Here is a 17,414-nt window from a genome sequence, read left to right on the forward strand (position 1 = left end):
GCGCCCTCAGGTCAGTCGCCCGTGGCAGTGTTTGAACTTCTTGCCAGAGCCGCAGGGACAGCGATCATTGCGCGAGGGTTTGCCCCAGGTTTCGGGATCGTCTTCGACAAAACCGGGAGCTGCCTGCGCGCCGCCATCAGCCGACTGATCCGCGCCCGCCAGTGCGGGTTCTTTCGCATCGGCGTTCTGTTGCGGCGCTTCACCCGCTGCCGCGCTCTGCAACTCGGCCTGCTGGGCGGTCATCTGGGCCAGCATCTCGCGCTGTTCCTCTTCGGTCAGCGGGCGAACCCGCGCCAGTTGCTGGGTCACCGTTTCGCGCAGACTGTCGAGCATCCCTTCGAAAAGCTGGAAACTCTCGTTCTTGTATTCGTTGAGCGGGTCGCGCTGGGCATATCCCCGGAACCCAACGACCGAGCGCAGGTGTTCCAGCGTCAGCAAATGCTCGCGCCAGTTGCTGTCGATGGTTTGCAGCAGCACCTGTTTTTCGATGTTGCGCATGTTCTCAGGGCCAAAATCGACCGCCTTTTTCGCCATGTTTTCATCGGCGGCCTTGATCAGGCGCTCGCGGATCTGTTCGTCGTCGACGCCTTCTTCGTCAGCCCAGTCAATGATCGGCAGGTCGAGGCCCAGCTTTTCGATTACGGCGGCGTAAAGCCCCTGCATGTCCCATTGATCAGCATAGGACTTTGGTGGCATGTATTGGTCGATGATATCGTCGATCACCTGCTCGCGCATATCCGATACGATCTCGGACAGGTCCTCGGCGGCCATGATCTCGCGCCGCTGGCTGAAGATCACCTTGCGCTGGTCGTTCATCACGTCGTCGAATTTCAACACGTTCTTGCGCATGTCGAAATTGCGGCCCTCGACCTTGGCCTGGGCACGTTCCAGCGACTTGTTCACCCAGGGGTGAATGATCGCCTCGCCTTCTTTCATGCCCAACGTCCGCAGCACCTTTTCCAGACGCTCCGAGCCGAAGATGCGCATCAGGTCATCTTCGAGGCTGAGGTAGAACACCGTGCGACCCGGGTCACCCTGACGGCCCGAACGGCCGCGCAGCTGGTTGTCAATGCGGCGGCTTTCATGGCGTTCCGAGGCCATCACGAACAGCCCGCCGGCCTCAAGCACCTTCTTTTTTTCTTCCGCGTGCTTGGCCTCTTCGGCGGCGCGCAGCTCGACTGGATCGGCCTCGGGGTTTTCGGCCAATGCGGCCAGAACCTTCATCTCGACATTGCCGCCCAGCTGAATATCGGTGCCGCGACCGGCCATGTTGGTGGCAATGGTCACCGCGCCCAGATGACCGGCCTCGGCGACGATCTGCGCCTCTTTCTCGTGCTGGCGGGCGTTCAGGACGTTGTGCTTGATGCCTTCCTCGGTCAGCAACTGGCTGAGCATTTCGGACTTTTCGATCGAGGTGGTGCCAACCAGAACCGGCTGGCCTTTCTCGTTGGCTTTCCGGATTTCTTTGATCATCGCGCCGTATTTCTCGCCCGCAGTGCGATAGACTTGATCGTCCTCGTCCTCCCGTGCGATCGGCTTGTTGGTCGGAACCTCGACCACACCCAGACCGTAGATTTCGGCAAATTCCTCGGCTTCGGTCAGTGCGGTGCCGGTCATGCCGCCCAGCTTGTCATATAGCCGGAAATAGTTCTGGAAGGTCACACTTGCCAGCGTGACGTTCTCGGGCTGGATCGGGGCGCCTTCCTTGGCCTCGATGGCCTGATGCAGACCGTCCGACAGGCGGCGGCCCGGCATCATCCGGCCGGTGAATTCGTCGATCAGCACAACCTGGCCGTCGCGAACGATGTAATCCTTGTCCTTCTGGAACAGCTTATGCGCCCGCAGGCCCTGATTGACGTGATGCACGATGGTTGTGCTTTCGGGATCATAAAGCGACTGGCTTTCATCCAGCAGGTCCCGCGCCTTGAGTTGATTTTCCAGAAACTCGTTGCCCTCGTCGGTGAAGGTCACGTTGCGGGTCTTTTCGTCCAGTTCAAAGTGGCTCTCGTCCAGCGTCGGGATCACCGTGTCGATGGTCAGATACAGGTCCGATCGGTCTTGCGCCGGGCCCGAGATGATCAGCGGAGTCCGCGCCTCGTCGATCAGGATCGAATCGACTTCGTCCACGATGGCGAAATTGTGGTGTTTCTGGAAAAGTTGGTCCAGTTCGGACTTCATGTTGTCGCGCAGATAATCGAAGCCCAGCTCGTTGTTGGTGGTGTAGGTGATATCGCAGCCATAAGCGGCGCGTTTCTCATCCTCGGGCATGCCGGTCCAGATCACGCCAGTGGTCATGCCCAGCGCGCCGAACACCTTGCCCATCCATTCGGCGTCACGTTTGGCAAGGTATTCGTTCACCGTGACCACATGCACGCCCTTGCCGGTCAGCGCGTTCAGATAGGCGGGGAAGGTGGCGACAAGCGTTTTGCCCTCGCCGGTTTTCATCTCGGCGATATTGCCCTGATGCAGGAACGCGCCGCCCATCAGCTGCACGTCGAAGGCGCGCAGCCCCAGTGCCCGCTTGGCGGCTTCGCGCACATTGGCGAAGGCCTCGGGCAGCAGGTCATCCAACTCCGCGCCGTCCAGCGCCTGTTTGCGCAGCTCTTCGGTCTTGTCGATCAGGCCCTGTTCGGACAGTTTTTCGAACTCTTCTTCCAGCGCGTTGATCTTTGCGATCAGCGGGCGGGTCGCCTTGATCTTGCGGTCGTTTGGCGTTCCGAACACCTTTTTGGTGAGCGTTCCCAGTCCCAGCATGTTCACTCCAGCGGATCTATTCTTATCGAGGTTGCGACAGGCTTGCCCGCCCTGCGCGCAACCCATAGATACGGGGGGTGAAGGCGGTCCTGTCCAAGGCTTCAAAGCGATGTAAGCGGCAGGTCTAAGAGTGTCAACGCCGCGCCCTGTCGCGGTCTGAATATAGGATGATTTCATGCCCAAAGGCCTCACTTTTCTGCCAGCTCTGGCGCTTGCTGCCGTGATGGCGCTGCCGGTGGCTGCACAAAGCCAGCCAGATGCCGACACTGTTGTCGCAACGGTCAACGGCGAAGACATCACGCTGGGCCATCTGATCCTGGCGCGGGCGGCGCTACCGCAGCAGTACCAGCAGGTCGAGGATCAGGTGCTGTATGACGCCATTCTCGATCAGCTGATCCAGCAGAACCTGCTGCGCGCGGCGCTGGGTGACGAGATGCCGCGCCAGATCGCGCTGACGCTGGAGAACGAAGAACGCTCGCTGCTGGCCGCCACTATGATCGACCGGCTGACCGAAGAGGCGTTGACCGACGAGGCGCTGCAGGCGGCCTATGACGCGCAGTTCACCGAATGGGCGGGGGGCGACGAATATGACGCCGCGCATATCCTGGTCGAGACCGAGGATGAGGCCAAGGCCATCAAGGGCGCGCTGGATGACGGCGCGGATTTTGCGGAAACCGCGAAAGAGAAATCCACCGGCCCCTCGGGCCCCAACGGCGGCGCGCTGGGCTGGTTCGGAGCGGGCCAGATGGTGCCCGAATTCGAGCAGGCCGTGATGGCGCTGGAACCCGGTCAGGTCTCGGAACCGGTGCAGACCCAGTTCGGCTGGCATTTGATCATCCTGAACGACAAGCGCAAATCCCAGGCCCCGGCGCTGGAGGATGTGCGTCAGGATCTGGCACAGCAGATCCAGCGCGAGGTGATCGAGGCGAAAGTGGCGGAACTGACCCAGTCCGCAACGGTGGAACGCCCCGAAGTCGAAGGTCTGACGCCCGAGATGCTCAAGCAGCTCGACCTCGTGCAGGAGTAAGCGCTTTGGCGACGATCACCAAGGTTTCGCCGCTGGCGCCCGCGCGTTTTCCAGACCTGCCGCAGCTTGGCGGCGTGCGCTTTGCCACGGCGGCAGCAGGCGTGAAATATGCCGGGCGCACAGACGTGATGCTGGCGGTTCTTGATGCGGGCACGTCGGTGGCGGGTGTCTTCACCCGCTCGTCGACCCGCGCGGCTCCGGTGCTGGACTGTCAACAGAAACTGGGCGGGGACAACACTGGCCCCGCCGCAATTCTGGTAAATTCGGGCAATGCCAATGCTTTTACCGGCCATTACGGACAGATCTCGGTCGCCGAGGTGACCAAGGCGGTGGCTGAGACGACCGGGGTGCCCGAGGCGCGCGTCTTCACCGCCTCGACCGGGGTCATTGGCGAGCCGTTGCCCCATGACCGGATCGTGTCGCAGATCACCGATCTGAATGCCGGCCTGTCCGGGGACGCCATCGAGGCCGCCGCGCAGGCGATCATGACCACCGACACGTTCGCAAAAGGAGCAAGCGCGCAGGTCGAGGTCGATGGCAAGACGGTGTCCATAGCCGGGATCGCCAAAGGCTCGGGCATGATCGCGCCGGATATGGCGACGATGCTGGTCTATATCTTCACCGATGCGGGCTATGATCAGGCGGCGCTGCAAGGCGCGGTCTCGGCCATGGCGGATCGCACGTTCAACTGCATCACCGTTGACAGCGACACCTCGACTTCGGACAGCCTGCTGGTCTGCGCCACCGGCGCTGCGGGGGTGGATGCGACGGGAAATGCCGGGTTTGATGCCGCATTGGAACGGGTGATGCGCGAGTTGGCGCATCTGGTGGTGCGGGACGGCGAGGGCGCGACTAAATTCATCGAAATCCGCGTCACCGGTGCGGTGTCGGATGCCGAGGCCAAAACCCACGGTCTGTCGGTGGCCAACTCTCCGCTGGTCAAGACCGCCATCGCCGGAGAGGACGCCAATTGGGGCCGCGTCGTGATGGCGATCGGTAAATCAGGGGCTGCGGCGGACCGAGACCGGCTGAGCATCTCGTTCGGGGATATTCTGGTGGCGGAAAAAGGCTGGGTCAGCCCGAATTACCGCGAAGAAGACGCCGCCGCCTACATGAAAGCGCAGGACCTGGTGATCGCCATCGATCTGGGCCTGGGTTCGGGCGCGGCCACCGTCTGGACCTGCGATCTGACCCACGGATATATCGAGATCAACGCGGATTACCGGTCGTGAAACCGGAACACTCCCAGCAAAAAGTGGAACCCGGTATTGCGTCCGGAATTGTGACAATGAAAATTGTACTGGTCTCGGCCGTTGCGCTGATTGATCCCGATGGAAGGGTGCTGTTGGCGCAACGCCCCGAGGGAAAATCCATGGCCGGGCTATGGGAGTTTCCGGGTGGCAAAATCGAACCCGGTGAAACGCCTGAAATGGCACTGATCCGCGAACTGGAAGAAGAACTGGGCATCAACACCTGGCAATCCTGCCTTGCACCTCTCACCTTCGCGAGCCATGGCTATGACGACTTTCACCTGCTCATGCCGCTATTCGCCTGCCGGAAATGGGAGGGAATCCCGCAATCCAATGAAGGCCAGAGGTTGAAATGGGTCCGTCCGAATGACCTGCGCGACTATCCGATGCCGCCAGCCGATATTCCGCTCATTCCAATCCTGAGAGACTGGCTATGATCTGACCGCCCGCGTCTTTTGGTTGCATTCCGATCCCAGCGCGCCTCTACATTTCGTCGCAAACTCGAATTCATACGCTACATGTAGAGGATTTACACGCAGGCCGATTGGCGGCCCGACGTTAAACAGTGTCCATTTGCGGGTTTTTCGTGTATAGTGAACTCATCCAAATGGCAATTTGGGAGGATGTCACGTGCTACGTACAATTACGATTGGCACGTGTGTGTTCGTACAGGGCACATATGTGCGCGCGCTTGCCGATGGGCGTATCGAAGTGAAGGTCGGCAAGAAGCATTTTGCAGGACGTCCGGTCAAGGCTACAGCCTGACGAAACGGCACAGCGCCACTCACACAACAAGGGGTTGGCCCAACGGCCAACCCCATTTGTTTTCGACATGTCGGACCAGGTCAGTCCAGCGTGCGGGTGACTTCCTCGCGTTCGAAGATTTCGATGACGTCGCCCTTGCGAATATCGTCATAGTTCTCGAACGCCATACCGCATTCCTGACCCGACTGAACCTCGGGCACTTCGTCCTTGAAGCGCTTCAGCGTCTTCAGCGTGCCTTCGTGGATCACAACGTTGTCGCGCAGCAGGCGCACACCGGCCGAGCGGCGGGCGACGCCTTCGGTGACCAGACAGCCTGCAACCTTGCCGACGTTGGAGACCTTGAACACGTCCTTGATCTCGGCATAACCAATGAAGTTTTCCTTGATCTCGGCGCTCAGCAGACCTGAAGCGGCGGCTTTCACGTCGTCCACCAGATCATAGATCACCGAGTAGTACCGGATCTCGACACCCTTCTGGTTCGCCGTGTTCCGCGCCGAGGTATTGGCCCGCACGTTGAAGCCCATGACCGGCGCGCCAGACGCTTCGGCCAGACCGATATCGGTTTCGGTGATGGCGCCGACACCGGAATGCAGCACGCGCACGCGCACTTCGTCATTGCCGATCTTTTCCATCGCCTGAACGATGGCCTCGGCGGACCCCTGCACATCGGCTTTGACCAGAATTGGCAGTTCGGACACGTTCTCGTCGTCCTTGGCCTTCTGCATCAACTGCTCAAGCGTGGTCGCGGCACCGGCGGCGGCGCGTTTGTCCTTGGCGGCCTGCTCGCGGTAATCGGCAATCTCGCGGGCCTGCGCTTCGGTCGAGGTCACGTTCAGAACGTCCCCGGCCTCGGGCGTGCCGTTGAGGCCCAGAACCTCGACCGGCACCGATGGCCCGGCCTCTTGCACCCGGTCGCCCTTGTCGTTGATCAGCGCACGGACCTTGCCGTATTGCTCGCCCACAACAAAGATATCGCCCTGACGCAGCGTGCCTTTCTGAATCAGAACGGTCGCGACGGGGCCACGGCCCACATCCAGTTGCGCCTCGATCACCGCGCCTTGGGCGGCGCGATCGGGGTTGGCTTTCAGTTCCAGAATCTCGGCCTGCAGCGCGATTGCTTCAAGCAGTTCGTCCAGACCCTGACCGGTGATGGCGGACACTTCGACGTCCTGAACCTCACCCGACATCTTCTCGACGATCACCTCGTGCTGCAGCAGGTCGGTGCGCACCTTGTCGGGGTTGGCGTCGGGTTTGTCGACTTTGTTGATCGCCACGATCATCGGCACTTCGGCAGCCTTGGCGTGATTGATGGCTTCGATGGTCTGCGGCATGACCGCGTCATCAGCGGCAACCACAAGCACAACGATATCCGTCACCTGAGCCCCGCGCGAGCGCATCGAGGTAAAGGCGGCGTGGCCCGGCGTATCAAGGAAGGTCAGCGTGGCACCGCCATCGGTTTTGACCTGATAGGCACCGATATGCTGGGTGATGCCGCCCGCTTCGCCGGCAACAACCTTGGCGTCGCGGATCGCATCCAGCAGCGAGGTCTTGCCGTGGTCGACATGGCCCATGATGGTGATCACCGCGGGGCGCGGCAGGAGATCGTCGTCCTTGTCCTCGATATCGGCGATGACGTCTTCGACATCAGCATCGGACACACGCACGACGTTGTGGCCGAATTCTTCGATGATGAGTTCGGCAGTGTCCGCGTCGATCGACTGGTTCTGGGTGACCATCATGCCCATGTTCATGAGCGATTTGACCACGTCGCCGACGCGCTCGGCCATACGGTTGGCCAGTTCGGACACCACGATGGTTTCCGGCACCTGCACGTCGCGGATTACCTTTTCACGCTCGACCGAACCGCCCATGGCTTTCTGCCGCGCGCGCTCCTGCTTGCGCTTCATGGCGGCCAGCGATTTCTGACGGCCACCTTCGCCACCAGACAGCGCCTGGTTCAGCGTCAGCTTGCCCGAACGGCGGTTGTCATCGCGGCCTTTGCCTCGCGTCTGGCGCTGTTCGCGCTCGCGCCGCGGAGCATCGCCAGTTGGCGCGGGCCGACCGGCCGGTGCGCTGCGCGGTTCCTGCTTGGGCGCTTCTTTGGCAGAGGCAGCCTCGGCAGCGGCGCGGCGCGCGGTGTCTTCGGCTTCCTTGCGCTGGCGTTCTTCGTCGGCGGCTTTCTGCTTGGCACGCTCTTCCGCCTCGCGCTGCTCGCGTTCCTTGGCCTCGATCTCGGCCCGGCGGCGTTCCCGATCTTCGGCGCGCGCTTTTTCTTCGGCGACGCGGCGCTCGGCCTCTTCGGTTTCACGCGCCTTGGCGGCCTGAACCGCCTTCAGGCGGCGGGCCATCTCGGCATCGGTGATTCCGGCGGGGCGGCGGGATGGATCACCCGATGGCGTAGCAGACCCGGCCCCGGGCTTTGACGCACCGGGCTTGGGGACCACAACGCGCTTGCGTTTGGTTTCCACCACGACATTCTTGGTCCGTCCGTGGCTGAAACTCTGTTTCACATTCCCCGAGCGGGGCGCCCCACGCAGACCCAATGTCTTTTTGCCGTCACTATCGCTCATCAAGCTTACTTACCCTTCCGTGCGGCCGTTGCCGCCGTCATCCGTTTCGCGCAAGCCACGCAGGCGCTGCGCTTCCTCTACAACACGTTTGGCGAGTCCACCAGAGGCCAGCGCCGCATGTATCACTGTTTGGCGACCAAACGCCATGCCCAATTCATCTGCCGTCAGCCAACCGATGTAACTGCCGAAATGAGGCGTGCTCAGTTTCGTCTTTCCGCGCGCCGATCCATCGCTGGCCTGCAGCAGGATCTGCGCCTCTTCCTTGTCGAGCCAGGTCTTGACCTTTTCATAGCCCGCAACCGCATCGCCCGACTTGCGCGCCATGCTCAACAGATCGACGACGCGGCGCGACACTTGCCGTTCCAGCTCGTCGATCAACCCGTCCGGGACTTTGGCCTGCATCTTCAGGCCCCGGCTGAACAGTTTCTTATCCACGGCCCGCTTCAGCGCCGCGCGATCCGCCGCGACATAAACGCCCCGACCCGGCAGTTTGCCCATCACATCGGGCACAACCGTACCGTCAGGTCCTGCCACAAAGCGGATGAGTCCATACCTAGGACGCACCTCGCCCGTGGCGACGCATTTGCGTTCGGGACCGTCCGACCGGTCTTTTGAGGCACCACCGCGACTCATCTCGAACCCATCCGGGCCTGAGATCAGGCCCCGGCCTCCGCGTTGGTTTCTTCGCCGTCTTCGGCTTCGACCTCTTCGTCGTCGGCTTCAAGCTCGGCCGGATCGACCCAGCCCAGCAGAACGCGGGCGGTCATCACCATTGATTGCGCCTCTTCGAGGCTCATGCCGAACGGTTCCAGAATGCCGTCATCCTTGACGCGCTCGCCATCAACCGTGGTCCAGCCGCCCGCCAGTTCCCAATCGGCGCAGGTGGCAAAATCTTCCAGCGTCTTGACGTCGTCCTTGGCCAGCGCCTCGATCATCTGGGGGCTGAGCCCCTCGAATTCAACCAGGCTGTCCTCGACACCCAGCGCGCGGGCATTGTCCAGCGCCTGCTTGGCCTGCGCTTCCAGATAGTCGCGGGCACGGGCCTGAAGCTCTTGTGCGGTGCCTTCGTCGACGCCGTCGATGACCAGAAGCTCATCCAGCTCGACATAGGCAACCTCTTCGAGATTGCGGAAACCTTCCGAGACCAGCAGCTGGGCAAAGAATTCGTCCAGATCCAGCGTTTCCATGAACAGCCCGGTGCGCGCCTCGAATTCCTTCTGGCGGCGGGCCGATTCCTCGGCCTCGGTCATGATGTCGATGTCCAGATTGGTCAGCTGGCTGGCCAGACGCACGTTCTGACCCCGGCGACCAATCGCCAGGCTCAGCTGTTCTTCGGGCACGACAACTTCGATCTTGCCGGCTTCTTCGTCCAGAACCACCTTGGAAACCTCGGCGGGCTGCAGCGCGTTCACCAGGAAGGTCGGCTGATCCTCGTTCCACGGAATAATGTCGATCTTTTCGCCCTGCAGTTCGTTCACGACGGCCTGCACGCGGCTGCCGCGCATGCCCACGCAGGCCCCAACCGGGTCGATCGAGTTGTCATAAGAGATCACGGCGATCTTGGCGCGAGAGCCGGGGTCGCGAGCGACCGCCTTGATGTCGATGATGCCGTCATAGATTTCCGGCACTTCCATTTTGAACAGCTCGGCCATGAATTCCGGTGCGGTGCGCGACAGGAAGATCTGGTGCCCGCGCGGTTCGCGGCGGACCTCTCTGATATAGGCGCGCAGACGGTCATTGGGGCGATAGCTTTCGCGGCCAATCTTGTCGTTGCGGCGCAGCACGGCCTCGCCACCGCCGATATCGACGATGACATTGCCAAACTCTTCGCGCTTGACCAGACCGTTGATGATGGTGCCGGCGCGGTCCTTGAATTCTTCGTACTGACGGTCTCGTTCCGCTTCGCGCACCTTCTGCAGGATCACCTGCTTGGCCGATTGCGCGGCGATGCGGCCCATCTCGACGGGCGGGACTTCTTCGACGAACTGGTCCCCCACAGCGGGGCTTTCCATGTATTGCTTGGCCTGCTCGACGGTGAATTCGGCCTGATAGTTCTCAAGCTCTTCATCCTCGACCACGGTGCGCACGCGGGTAAAGGTCGCCTTGCCGGTCTTGCGGTCGATGCTGACGCGGATATCCATCTCGGCGCCGTAGCGGCTCTTGGCGGCGCGGGCGAGGCTTTCTTCCATCGCCTCGACCACCAGACCGGGATCGATCATCTTTTCCCGGGCCACGGCCTCGGCGGTTTGCAGCAGCTCCAGCTGGTTGGCTGAGGTGATTGCCATCAGTTCGTCTCCTCTTCGGACCCTTGCTCGGGCACGATTTCGTCGCCCCGCAGGGGCGCGCCTTTAACGTCATCCCCCGGCAGGGGCGCATCTTCAACTATCTCGTCGAATTGGTCTTCGTTCAGGTCTTCGGGCAGCGCGCCTGCCGCCTTGCGTTGGCGCAGCATTTCTTTGATCAGATCATCGGTCAGTACAAGCTTGGCATCGCTTAGCCAGTCGAATTGCAGACCGATGGTAATCGTCTCGCCATGCTCGGGTATGTTTATCAGAACCTCATCGTCCTCGACCCCGGCCAGTTCCCCCTTGAAGCGGCGGCGACCGTCTATCAACTCTGCGGTCTCAAGCTTGGCCTCATAGCCTTCGAACATGTCGAAATCCTTGAGCCGCGTCAGCGGGCGGTCGATGCCGGGGCTGGACACTTCCAGCGTATAAGCATCCAGAATCGGGTCCTCGACATCCAGCGTGGCGCTGACCGCATTCGAGATCTCGGCGCAATCATCCACCTCGATGCCGCCATCGGGTTTGTCGGCCATGATCTGCAAGGTCGACTGCTTGCCGCTCATCAGACGGATGCGCACCAGCTCGAACCCCAGATCCTCGATCACAGGGGTGACGATCTCGGCCAGTCGCCGGTCGATCGCTGCCTTTGCTATCAGGTCGTTGCTCATCTTGGTCCAAACACAAAAAAACGGGCCCGCGGCCCGTCGATATTTCCCGGTGGAGCTTCAGGCCAGAGCCCGACGCGCCGCTGTTGAGAGGCATATACGTGGTGGCGGGTGAGTCTGCAAGAGGCGAAAGCACCCCACCTTTCACCACCGCGTGCTTGTCTCAGCGCACGACAAATTCCGCGTGCAGGGCGCCTGCCGCTTTGATCGTCTTGAGAATATCGATCATGTCCCTCGGCGACACCCCAAGCGCGTTCAGACCGGCAACAACTTGCGACAGCGAGGCTCCCTCGGGCACTTCGGCGAGTTTGATGCCTTCGTCTTCTTCAAGTGCTGCGGTGGTGCGCGGGACTACCACGGTTCGCCCATTGGCAAAGGGGTTCGGCTGTACGACCAACGGCGCCTCTTCAATCCGCAGGGTCAGGTTGCCCTGCGAAACGGCGACGCGCGAGATGCGCACATCGTCGCCCAACACAATTGTGCCCGACCTTTGATCGACCACAACACGCGCCCGGCGCTCGGGTGTAACAAGAATGTTTTCCACCCGTTCAATGGCATGGGCAACGGATGCAGCGCGGGTTGCCGCAACATCAAGCTCAACCGTTCCGGAATCGCGCATCACCGCCACCGGGCGTCTGAACTCGCGGTTCACGGCTGTTTCGATGCGCCCCGCCGTGGTGAAGTCGGGTTCCCGTAAGGCCAGACGCAGGCGGCTCAGCGATGACAGGTCAAAATCGATTTCTTTCTCGACCCGCGCGCCAGAGGGGATGACTCCCGAAGTCGGCACGCCGCGCACCACCGAGGCCGCCTCTCCCTCGACACTGGCGCCACCAGCCAGCACGGTACCCTGCGCGACAGCATAAATCTGCCCGTCGGCGGCGTTGAGCGGCGTCATGATCAACGTCCCGCCGAGCAAGCTTTTCGAATCGCCGATTGCGGACACTGTGACGTCGATCTGCGAGCCCACCCGCGAAAACGGCGGCAGACTGGCCGTCACAAACACGGCAGCGACGTTTTTTGGACGAAACTGCTCTCCGGTGACATTGACGCCGAGGCGTTCCAGCACATTCGACAACATGTCTTCGGTGAAGGGTGAATTGCGCAACCCGTCGCCGGTTCCGTTCAGACCCACAACCAGGCCATAGCCGATCAGATCGTTGCCCCGGACACCATCGAAATCGACAAGGTCCTTCAGGCGGATTTCTCCGGCATTGGCGGGCAGGGCCAATAGAAAGGCCAGGGCGAGAAGTCTGAAAATGCTCATCTGAGGTAGTTCACCAAGGACAGTTGCGAGGACCGTACGGTTGCGGCGTAGAGGCTCTCCAACTGGAACTGGGCCGCTTCCAGATGTGTTGCCGTGTCATAGGGGTCCGCCGCCAATAGTCTGTTGCGGGCAAACTCTGTGGCTGTCGCGGCGGCAGCGTTCTGGGTTTTAGCCGCTTCGATGCGGGATTCCACATGGCCCAGATCAGCCTGCATCAGAGTCAGTTCATCCTGGCTGCGCAGCAGGCCGGCGCCGGTTCTATGCAGCAGATCCGACTGGACCGTTTCCGAAAACCCCAACGCGGGGTCAGTTGCAAGCGCTGCCAATGCGGTGTCACGCAGGATGGCACGGAACGTTGGATGATCGGCGCGCAGCGGCAGGCTGGCGTCCTGGGTGTCGGATACACTGATCGGGTCCAGGCTCTGGTCGGAGCCCTGATAGATGACCGTCTCGAACCCGGCAGGGTCGTTGAACCAGTCTGTGGCGGCTTGAATGATGTCAACTGGCGTCGTCTGACCGCTCACCGCAGTGCGCAGGGCCGACAGCAGGGTTTTGTCATCGGCGAGCGGCGTCGTATCCACCGCCTGCCCGGCAAACAGGCTCCGCCCACCGGATCGGGTGTTCAGCGTCGATACCAGAAGCTTGAGGTCGTCGGCAGCCTGTTTGCTCATATGCGCGCGTGTGACCTCCTGACCGGGTTTTGAAAACGTGACCAGTTTGGTCGAGAGGTCGCCAACCCGGTCATGCAGGTTCGTAAGGCCCGTTTGCATACCGCTGGCCCAGGCACCCGCCTCGGCGGTGACGGTCCTGAAGGCCTGCAGGTGGCGCAACCGGCGATCCATATCGGCCAGTTGTGAATAGTCACCGGCAAGCCTGGTATTCACATTCTGTGTCTGGCCGGAGCTGAGTTCGTCGGTCAGCGTTGCGATTCGGGTCTTGATTTCCGCGCTGCGGGTGCGCAGAGCAAGTGAGCTGGCCAGATCGCCGATTGATGTCAGGGGCATGGGTCAGATCCTCAGCAATGTGTCCATGAGGGTCCCTACAACTTCGAGAACCCGTGCGTTGGCGGCGTAAGCCTGTTCGATCTGCATCAGGGATTGCAGTTCGGCGTCGGTGTCCACGCCAAGCTCCTGTTCAATCCGTTGAAACTCGGTGAAGGTGGCCGAGGCAAAGACCGACCGCTGTTCGGTCTCGGCCGTGGCTTGTGCCGTGATCGACAACATACCGGTTGCCACCCCTGCTGCGGTCAATGCGCCGGGCCCGAAATTTGCACTCGCCAGGGTTCGGGGGCCGGTAAGTGCCGCGCTCATCGCCCTGAGTAAGGCGGCGTCGCCCTGCGGGCCGGAACCTGCGGCGTTCAACCCGTCACGCAAGCGCCAGCTTTCGCCGCCTTGCGACGGATCTGCGACAGCGTTGAATTCCAGCCGATTCGACAGGCCAACCTCATTGGCCGCCAGAAAGGCGGCACCAGCGTCGGTGAAGAGGCCGGGATCGGTCACGGTCAGCGTCGGATCAACCGCCGGATCGGCAAATCGTTCGATCAGGTCGCGGGCGAGGGCGTCGAGATTCTGCTGCGCGTCGGCCGCAAGATCGTCGCGGATCTGAAATTCGGCGGCCAAAGTGCCACCCCGGATCGGTGAGGTCTCACCCCCGGTCCGCATCGGCATGCCGTTGATCTCAAGGCCGGAAAGCAACCCGTTCGCTTGGGTCATATGAGGTTCGGCAGAGGCGGCGCGTGTAAAGCCGAGCGTTGCGGCGGAACCATCGAGCAAAATAGCACCGCCTTCGCTATAAAGCGCAATGCCGTTATGTTCGCGGCTGGCGATCTTGACCGGGATGATGGTGTTGACCTGATCCACCAGTTGCTGACGCTGATCGAGCAGGGTTGATGTGTCCGCGCCCGACAGCTCAACGCGCCGGATACGGGCGTTGAGCGACTCGATATCCTGCAGGGTGCCGTTCAGCCTATCGACCTGCTGGTCGATATTGCGATCAGCGCGCGTGCGCAGGTCGCGCAGGCCTTTGCCCGCGGATTGAATCACCTGCGCCAGATCGCTTGCGGCGGTGGCAACGGCGTCAAGCCGGGTCGGGGCACTTGGATTGCTTGCGGCCGTGATCAGAGCGGCTTCGAACTCGGCCACGCGATTTGTCAGCGATGCGGGATCGTCGGTGGAACCGATCAGCGTTCCGAATTCGGCGTGAAACCTTGCGAGGCTGTCGGCATTCCGAGATGTCGCTTCGGCGCTGCGCCGGTTGTCCGTCAGGACCGGGTCTGTACGGCGGGTAATGCCCAGAACGCGGACGCCCTGGCCTGCGGTTGCGTTCGATGTCAGTTCGAGACTGCGTTTCGCGTAGCCGGGTGTCAGCGCATTCGCGATATTGTCCGAGATCACACCCGATGCGCGACCGCTGGCTGTCAGGCCGCTGAGCGCGTTGTTGAACGCTGCCGAGATTGTCATATCCGCCCTCCTTCCATGGCCCTAGCGGGTGCCATGTCAGCGTTTGATATTCGTGGTTTCCTGAAGCATCTCGTCAACGGTCTGAATCACCTTGGCGCTGGTGGAATATGCGCGCTGTGTCTGGATCATTGCGGTCAGCTCGGTTGCGATGTCGGTCTTGGATTCCTCGCGCGCGAAGGACACCATGTCGCCGGTTGGTCCGTCACCTGCGTCCCACAGGAAATAGGTGCCGCTTTCACGGGACGGCGCATAGGTCTGCTGGTCGAGCGAGAACATGCCGTTGGGATTGGGCAGGTCGACCAATGGAACCTGATAGACCCGCTGGCTGATACCGGAATCGAAGAATGCATAGACGTAGCCGTTTTCGTCGATTTCCACCTTGGTCATGGTGCCCACAGCAGATCCATCCTTGGTGGTCGAGACCGGCGCAAACGTGTCAGAGAGTTGCGAGATGCCGTCCGTATCGCCCAACAGGCCGATATTGATTTCCATCGGACCGCCGGCAACACTGACCACAAGACTGCCTGTGGCGGGATCATAGGCACCACCCGAAACGGCAGTGACGCTCGCCAGAGTGCCCCCGGCGGTGCGGCTGTCATTGAAGGTCAGGGTATATTCGCCGATCACTGCCCCGCCGGACCCCGTATCACGCAATATCATGGTCCATTCATTGCTGGCACCGGCCGCGGGCACGGTCGGAACCAGCTCGATCTGCACGTTTTCCGATTTACCCAGATTGTCGAAATATTCCACCGACAGGGGCTGGGAATCACCCGGCGCGCCGGCCTCGGTCGCGGTGGCGGGCAGGTTCATGCGCAGCCCCATCCGGGTTGTCGGAGACCCCGAGACCTGATTCACACCCATCTGAATCGGTTGCAACCCTTCCGATGTATCACGCGGATAAGAAGGCATCGAACCGTCTGCGGCAGCGGGCCAGCCCAGCAGAACCAGACCCGATTCGGTCACCAGATATCCCTGTTCGTCGGTGCGGAACGACCCGGTTGTGGTCAGCAGCATCTGCGACGACCCGGTATCCGAAATCTCGGACGTGCGCCGCACCGGCAACATGCCGCGACCCCGGATGGCGAGGTCGGTCGCGTTGCTGGTCGACACGATCGAGCCGCCCTGATCGATCAGACGGCGGTTGGTCGTGCGGACCCCACCTGCGGAATAGTTGCCACCCGAGGACGAGGTGACCATCGAATGAAAATCGGTTTCGACGCGCTTGTATCCGAAAGTCGAGGCATTCGCGATATTGTCCGAAATGGTTGCCAGTCTGTTGGCATTGGCTGACAGCGCAGCCACGCCCGCGTTCAGCGAAGAGGAAATGGACATCTGAGCCCCTTTTGTTGCTTTGGTCATTCGGCCTGCTGCAACAGCTACGCGCTGGGGTTTAACAGCGCGCTAACAGTTAAAATGCGAGCTATTCTGTCGCCTCGCTGCGCAACAGCGTGATCTCGACGCGGTTGTTGCGGGCGGCCATCGGGTTATCATCCCTGAGCTTGCGGTCGGCATGTCCAGTCACCCTTTGAATGCGGGCCGGGTCCAATCCTGTGCGTTCCAGAAGTGTTTTGGTGGTCGTGGCGCGGCCCATGGACAGGTCCCAAACCGGGCTGCGCACCAGCACAACAGGGCGCGCCTGCACATGGGCGCTGACCGCGACATGGTTGCTGACGCTCGCCGCGGCTTTTGCAACGACAGCCGACAAATCGCGCATTGTCTGGGTCGGCGTGTCGGAATGTTGATCGAACAGCGGCACCCGCTCGGTTGCCGAAAGCTCAATGATCAGACCTTCGTCGGTGACCCGGGTGACGATGTGTTTCAGCAGCCGGTCAGAAACCTGGCTTTCGCCGCTGCGCCCCTGCAGCATGTTCTGCACGGCGCTGAACTCGTCCGCCGACGCGTCCTCGGCCCCGGATTGGTCGACGCCGGTTGCACCCCGTGCGCGACGCGATTCTGTCAGGTGCTGCTTTAACGCGCCGCGCCCATCCAGAACCACGGCATCGTCCGAGAACACGTTCTCGCCACCGAAGGCACCATCGCCGCCGCCCGAAACCGGGCTGAGCGGGATAGACGGCGAAAAGTAATCCGCCAGTCCCTTGCGTTGTTTTTCGGTCGTTGCGTTCAGCAGCCACATCAACATGAAGAACGCCATCATGGCTGTCACGAAATCGGCATAAGCCACCTTCCATGCACCACCATGGTGACCACCGCCACCAACGACTTTCTTCCGTTTGATGATGACTGGCGCCGCATTTGATTGCGCACCCATCTCCACCACCTCTTTCACCCTTCACCGTGGTAGCGGCACAGGTGTTAAGAGCGGGCTAACAGATAAAATTGAGCGGGTATTCCGGTGGTTTCTGGGCCGAAGG

Annotated in this window: 14 protein-coding genes; 4 read left to right on the forward strand and 10 right to left on the reverse strand. The window is 61.4% G+C overall.

Going from position 1 to position 17,414, the window contains the following annotated elements:
• Window positions 1-6: 6 nt before the first annotated feature.
• Window positions 7-2,754, reverse strand: coding sequence for a preprotein translocase subunit SecA (gene secA / locus M3P21_RS16795; protein WP_249711740.1), 2,748 nt, complete (start codon window positions 2,752-2,754; stop codon window positions 7-9).
• A gap of 175 nt (window positions 2,755-2,929) precedes the next feature.
• On the opposite strand from secA, the gene M3P21_RS16800 reads away from it, so the two are divergent.
• From M3P21_RS16800 to M3P21_RS22590, 4 genes are all read left to right on the forward strand, one after another.
• Entirely contained in the window at window positions 2,930-3,781 is an 852-nt protein-coding gene (locus tag M3P21_RS16800; RefSeq protein ID WP_249711742.1) for a peptidylprolyl isomerase, read from the forward strand.
• A gap of 5 nt (window positions 3,782-3,786) precedes the next feature.
• The gene (gene argJ / locus M3P21_RS16805) at window positions 3,787-5,013 is read left to right on the forward strand and encodes a bifunctional glutamate N-acetyltransferase/amino-acid acetyltransferase ArgJ (protein ID WP_249711744.1); all 1,227 of its coding nucleotides are present in this window, start codon (window positions 3,787-3,789) and stop codon (window positions 5,011-5,013) included.
• 56 nt (window positions 5,014-5,069) lie between these two features.
• Window positions 5,070-5,468 carry an 8-oxo-dGTP diphosphatase MutT gene (gene mutT, locus M3P21_RS16810; protein ID WP_249711746.1) on the forward strand — a complete coding sequence of 133 codons (399 nt, stop codon included), beginning with the start codon at window positions 5,070-5,072 and terminating at the stop codon, window positions 5,466-5,468.
• A 193-nt stretch (window positions 5,469-5,661) separates the two neighbouring features.
• Window positions 5,662-5,796, forward strand: a complete 135-nt coding sequence (locus tag M3P21_RS22590) for a hypothetical protein (protein WP_283781023.1) — start codon at window positions 5,662-5,664, stop codon at window positions 5,794-5,796.
• An 80-nt stretch (window positions 5,797-5,876) separates the two neighbouring features.
• Here M3P21_RS22590 and infB read toward each other — a convergent pair whose 3' ends face one another.
• The 9 genes from infB to M3P21_RS16855 form a co-directional block, all read right to left on the reverse strand.
• Window positions 5,877-8,366 (reverse strand): translation initiation factor IF-2, encoded by a 2,490-nt coding sequence (gene infB / locus M3P21_RS16815; RefSeq protein WP_249711747.1) that lies wholly within the window; start codon window positions 8,364-8,366, stop codon window positions 5,877-5,879.
• 9 nt (window positions 8,367-8,375) lie between these two features.
• Window positions 8,376-8,999: an RNA-binding protein gene (locus M3P21_RS16820; RefSeq protein WP_249711749.1), complete on the reverse strand. Its 624-nt coding sequence runs from the start codon at window positions 8,997-8,999 to the stop codon at window positions 8,376-8,378.
• Between the two features lie 23 nt (window positions 9,000-9,022).
• Complete coding sequence (gene nusA, locus M3P21_RS16825; protein WP_249711751.1) at window positions 9,023-10,651, reverse strand: transcription termination factor NusA; 1,629 nt, start codon at window positions 10,649-10,651, stop codon at window positions 9,023-9,025.
• A complete protein-coding gene (rimP, locus tag M3P21_RS16830; protein WP_249711753.1) occupies window positions 10,651-11,319 on the reverse strand; it encodes a ribosome maturation factor RimP in 669 nt (222 codons plus the stop codon). Before rimP ends, nusA begins: the two co-directional genes overlap by 1 nt.
• 160 nt (window positions 11,320-11,479) lie before the next feature.
• Window positions 11,480-12,580 carry a flagellar basal body P-ring protein FlgI gene (locus tag M3P21_RS16835; RefSeq protein ID WP_249711755.1) on the reverse strand — a complete coding sequence of 367 codons (1,101 nt, stop codon included), beginning with the start codon at window positions 12,578-12,580 and terminating at the stop codon, window positions 11,480-11,482.
• Window positions 12,577-13,584 carry a flagellin gene (locus M3P21_RS16840; RefSeq protein WP_249711757.1) on the reverse strand — a complete coding sequence of 336 codons (1,008 nt, stop codon included), beginning with the start codon at window positions 13,582-13,584 and terminating at the stop codon, window positions 12,577-12,579. The genes M3P21_RS16835 and M3P21_RS16840 overlap by 4 nt, the downstream gene beginning before the upstream one ends.
• A gap of 3 nt (window positions 13,585-13,587) precedes the next feature.
• Window positions 13,588-15,039 carry a flagellar hook-associated protein FlgK gene (gene flgK / locus M3P21_RS16845; protein ID WP_249711759.1) on the reverse strand — a complete coding sequence of 484 codons (1,452 nt, stop codon included), beginning with the start codon at window positions 15,037-15,039 and terminating at the stop codon, window positions 13,588-13,590.
• A 36-nt stretch (window positions 15,040-15,075) separates the two neighbouring features.
• Window positions 15,076-16,374, reverse strand: coding sequence for a flagellar hook protein FlgE (locus M3P21_RS16850; protein WP_249711761.1), 1,299 nt, complete (start codon window positions 16,372-16,374; stop codon window positions 15,076-15,078).
• Window positions 16,375-16,462: 88 nt separating this feature from the next.
• The gene (locus M3P21_RS16855) at window positions 16,463-17,311 is read right to left on the reverse strand and encodes a flagellar motor protein MotB (RefSeq protein ID WP_249711763.1); all 849 of its coding nucleotides are present in this window, start codon (window positions 17,309-17,311) and stop codon (window positions 16,463-16,465) included.
• Between the last annotated feature and the right edge of the window lie 103 nt (window positions 17,312-17,414).

The sequence above is a fragment of the Ruegeria spongiae genome, assembly GCF_023502395.1.
GTDB lineage: Bacteria > Pseudomonadota > Alphaproteobacteria > Rhodobacterales > Rhodobacteraceae > Ruegeria_C > Ruegeria_C spongiae.

What these genes read in the sequence shown, in the direction of transcription:
- mutT (WP_249711746.1), top strand. Translation starts at nt 5,070, where the DNA reads ATGAAAATTGTACTGGTCTCGGCCGTTGCGCTGATTGATCCCGATGGA.
- M3P21_RS16840 (WP_249711757.1), bottom strand. Translation starts at nt 13,584, where the DNA reads ATGCCCCTGACATCAATCGGCGATCTGGCCAGCTCACTTGCTCTGCGC.
- secA (WP_249711740.1), bottom strand. Translation starts at nt 2,754, where the DNA reads ATGCTGGGACTGGGAACGCTCACCAAAAAGGTGTTCGGAACGCCAAAC.
- infB (WP_249711747.1), bottom strand. Translation starts at nt 8,366, where the DNA reads ATGAGCGATAGTGACGGCAAAAAGACATTGGGTCTGCGTGGGGCGCCC.
- M3P21_RS16820 (WP_249711749.1), bottom strand. Translation starts at nt 8,999, where the DNA reads ATGAGTCGCGGTGGTGCCTCAAAAGACCGGTCGGACGGTCCCGAACGC.
- rimP (WP_249711753.1), bottom strand. Translation starts at nt 11,319, where the DNA reads ATGAGCAACGACCTGATAGCAAAGGCAGCGATCGACCGGCGACTGGCC.
- flgK (WP_249711759.1), bottom strand. Translation starts at nt 15,039, where the DNA reads ATGACAATCTCGGCAGCGTTCAACAACGCGCTCAGCGGCCTGACAGCC.
- M3P21_RS16835 (WP_249711755.1), bottom strand. Translation starts at nt 12,580, where the DNA reads ATGAGCATTTTCAGACTTCTCGCCCTGGCCTTTCTATTGGCCCTGCCC.
- M3P21_RS16850 (WP_249711761.1), bottom strand. Translation starts at nt 16,374, where the DNA reads ATGTCCATTTCCTCTTCGCTGAACGCGGGCGTGGCTGCGCTGTCAGCC.
- M3P21_RS16800 (WP_249711742.1), top strand. Translation starts at nt 2,930, where the DNA reads ATGCCCAAAGGCCTCACTTTTCTGCCAGCTCTGGCGCTTGCTGCCGTG.
- nusA (WP_249711751.1), bottom strand. Translation starts at nt 10,651, where the DNA reads ATGGCAATCACCTCAGCCAACCAGCTGGAGCTGCTGCAAACCGCCGAG.
- M3P21_RS16855 (WP_249711763.1), bottom strand. Translation starts at nt 17,311, where the DNA reads ATGGGTGCGCAATCAAATGCGGCGCCAGTCATCATCAAACGGAAGAAA.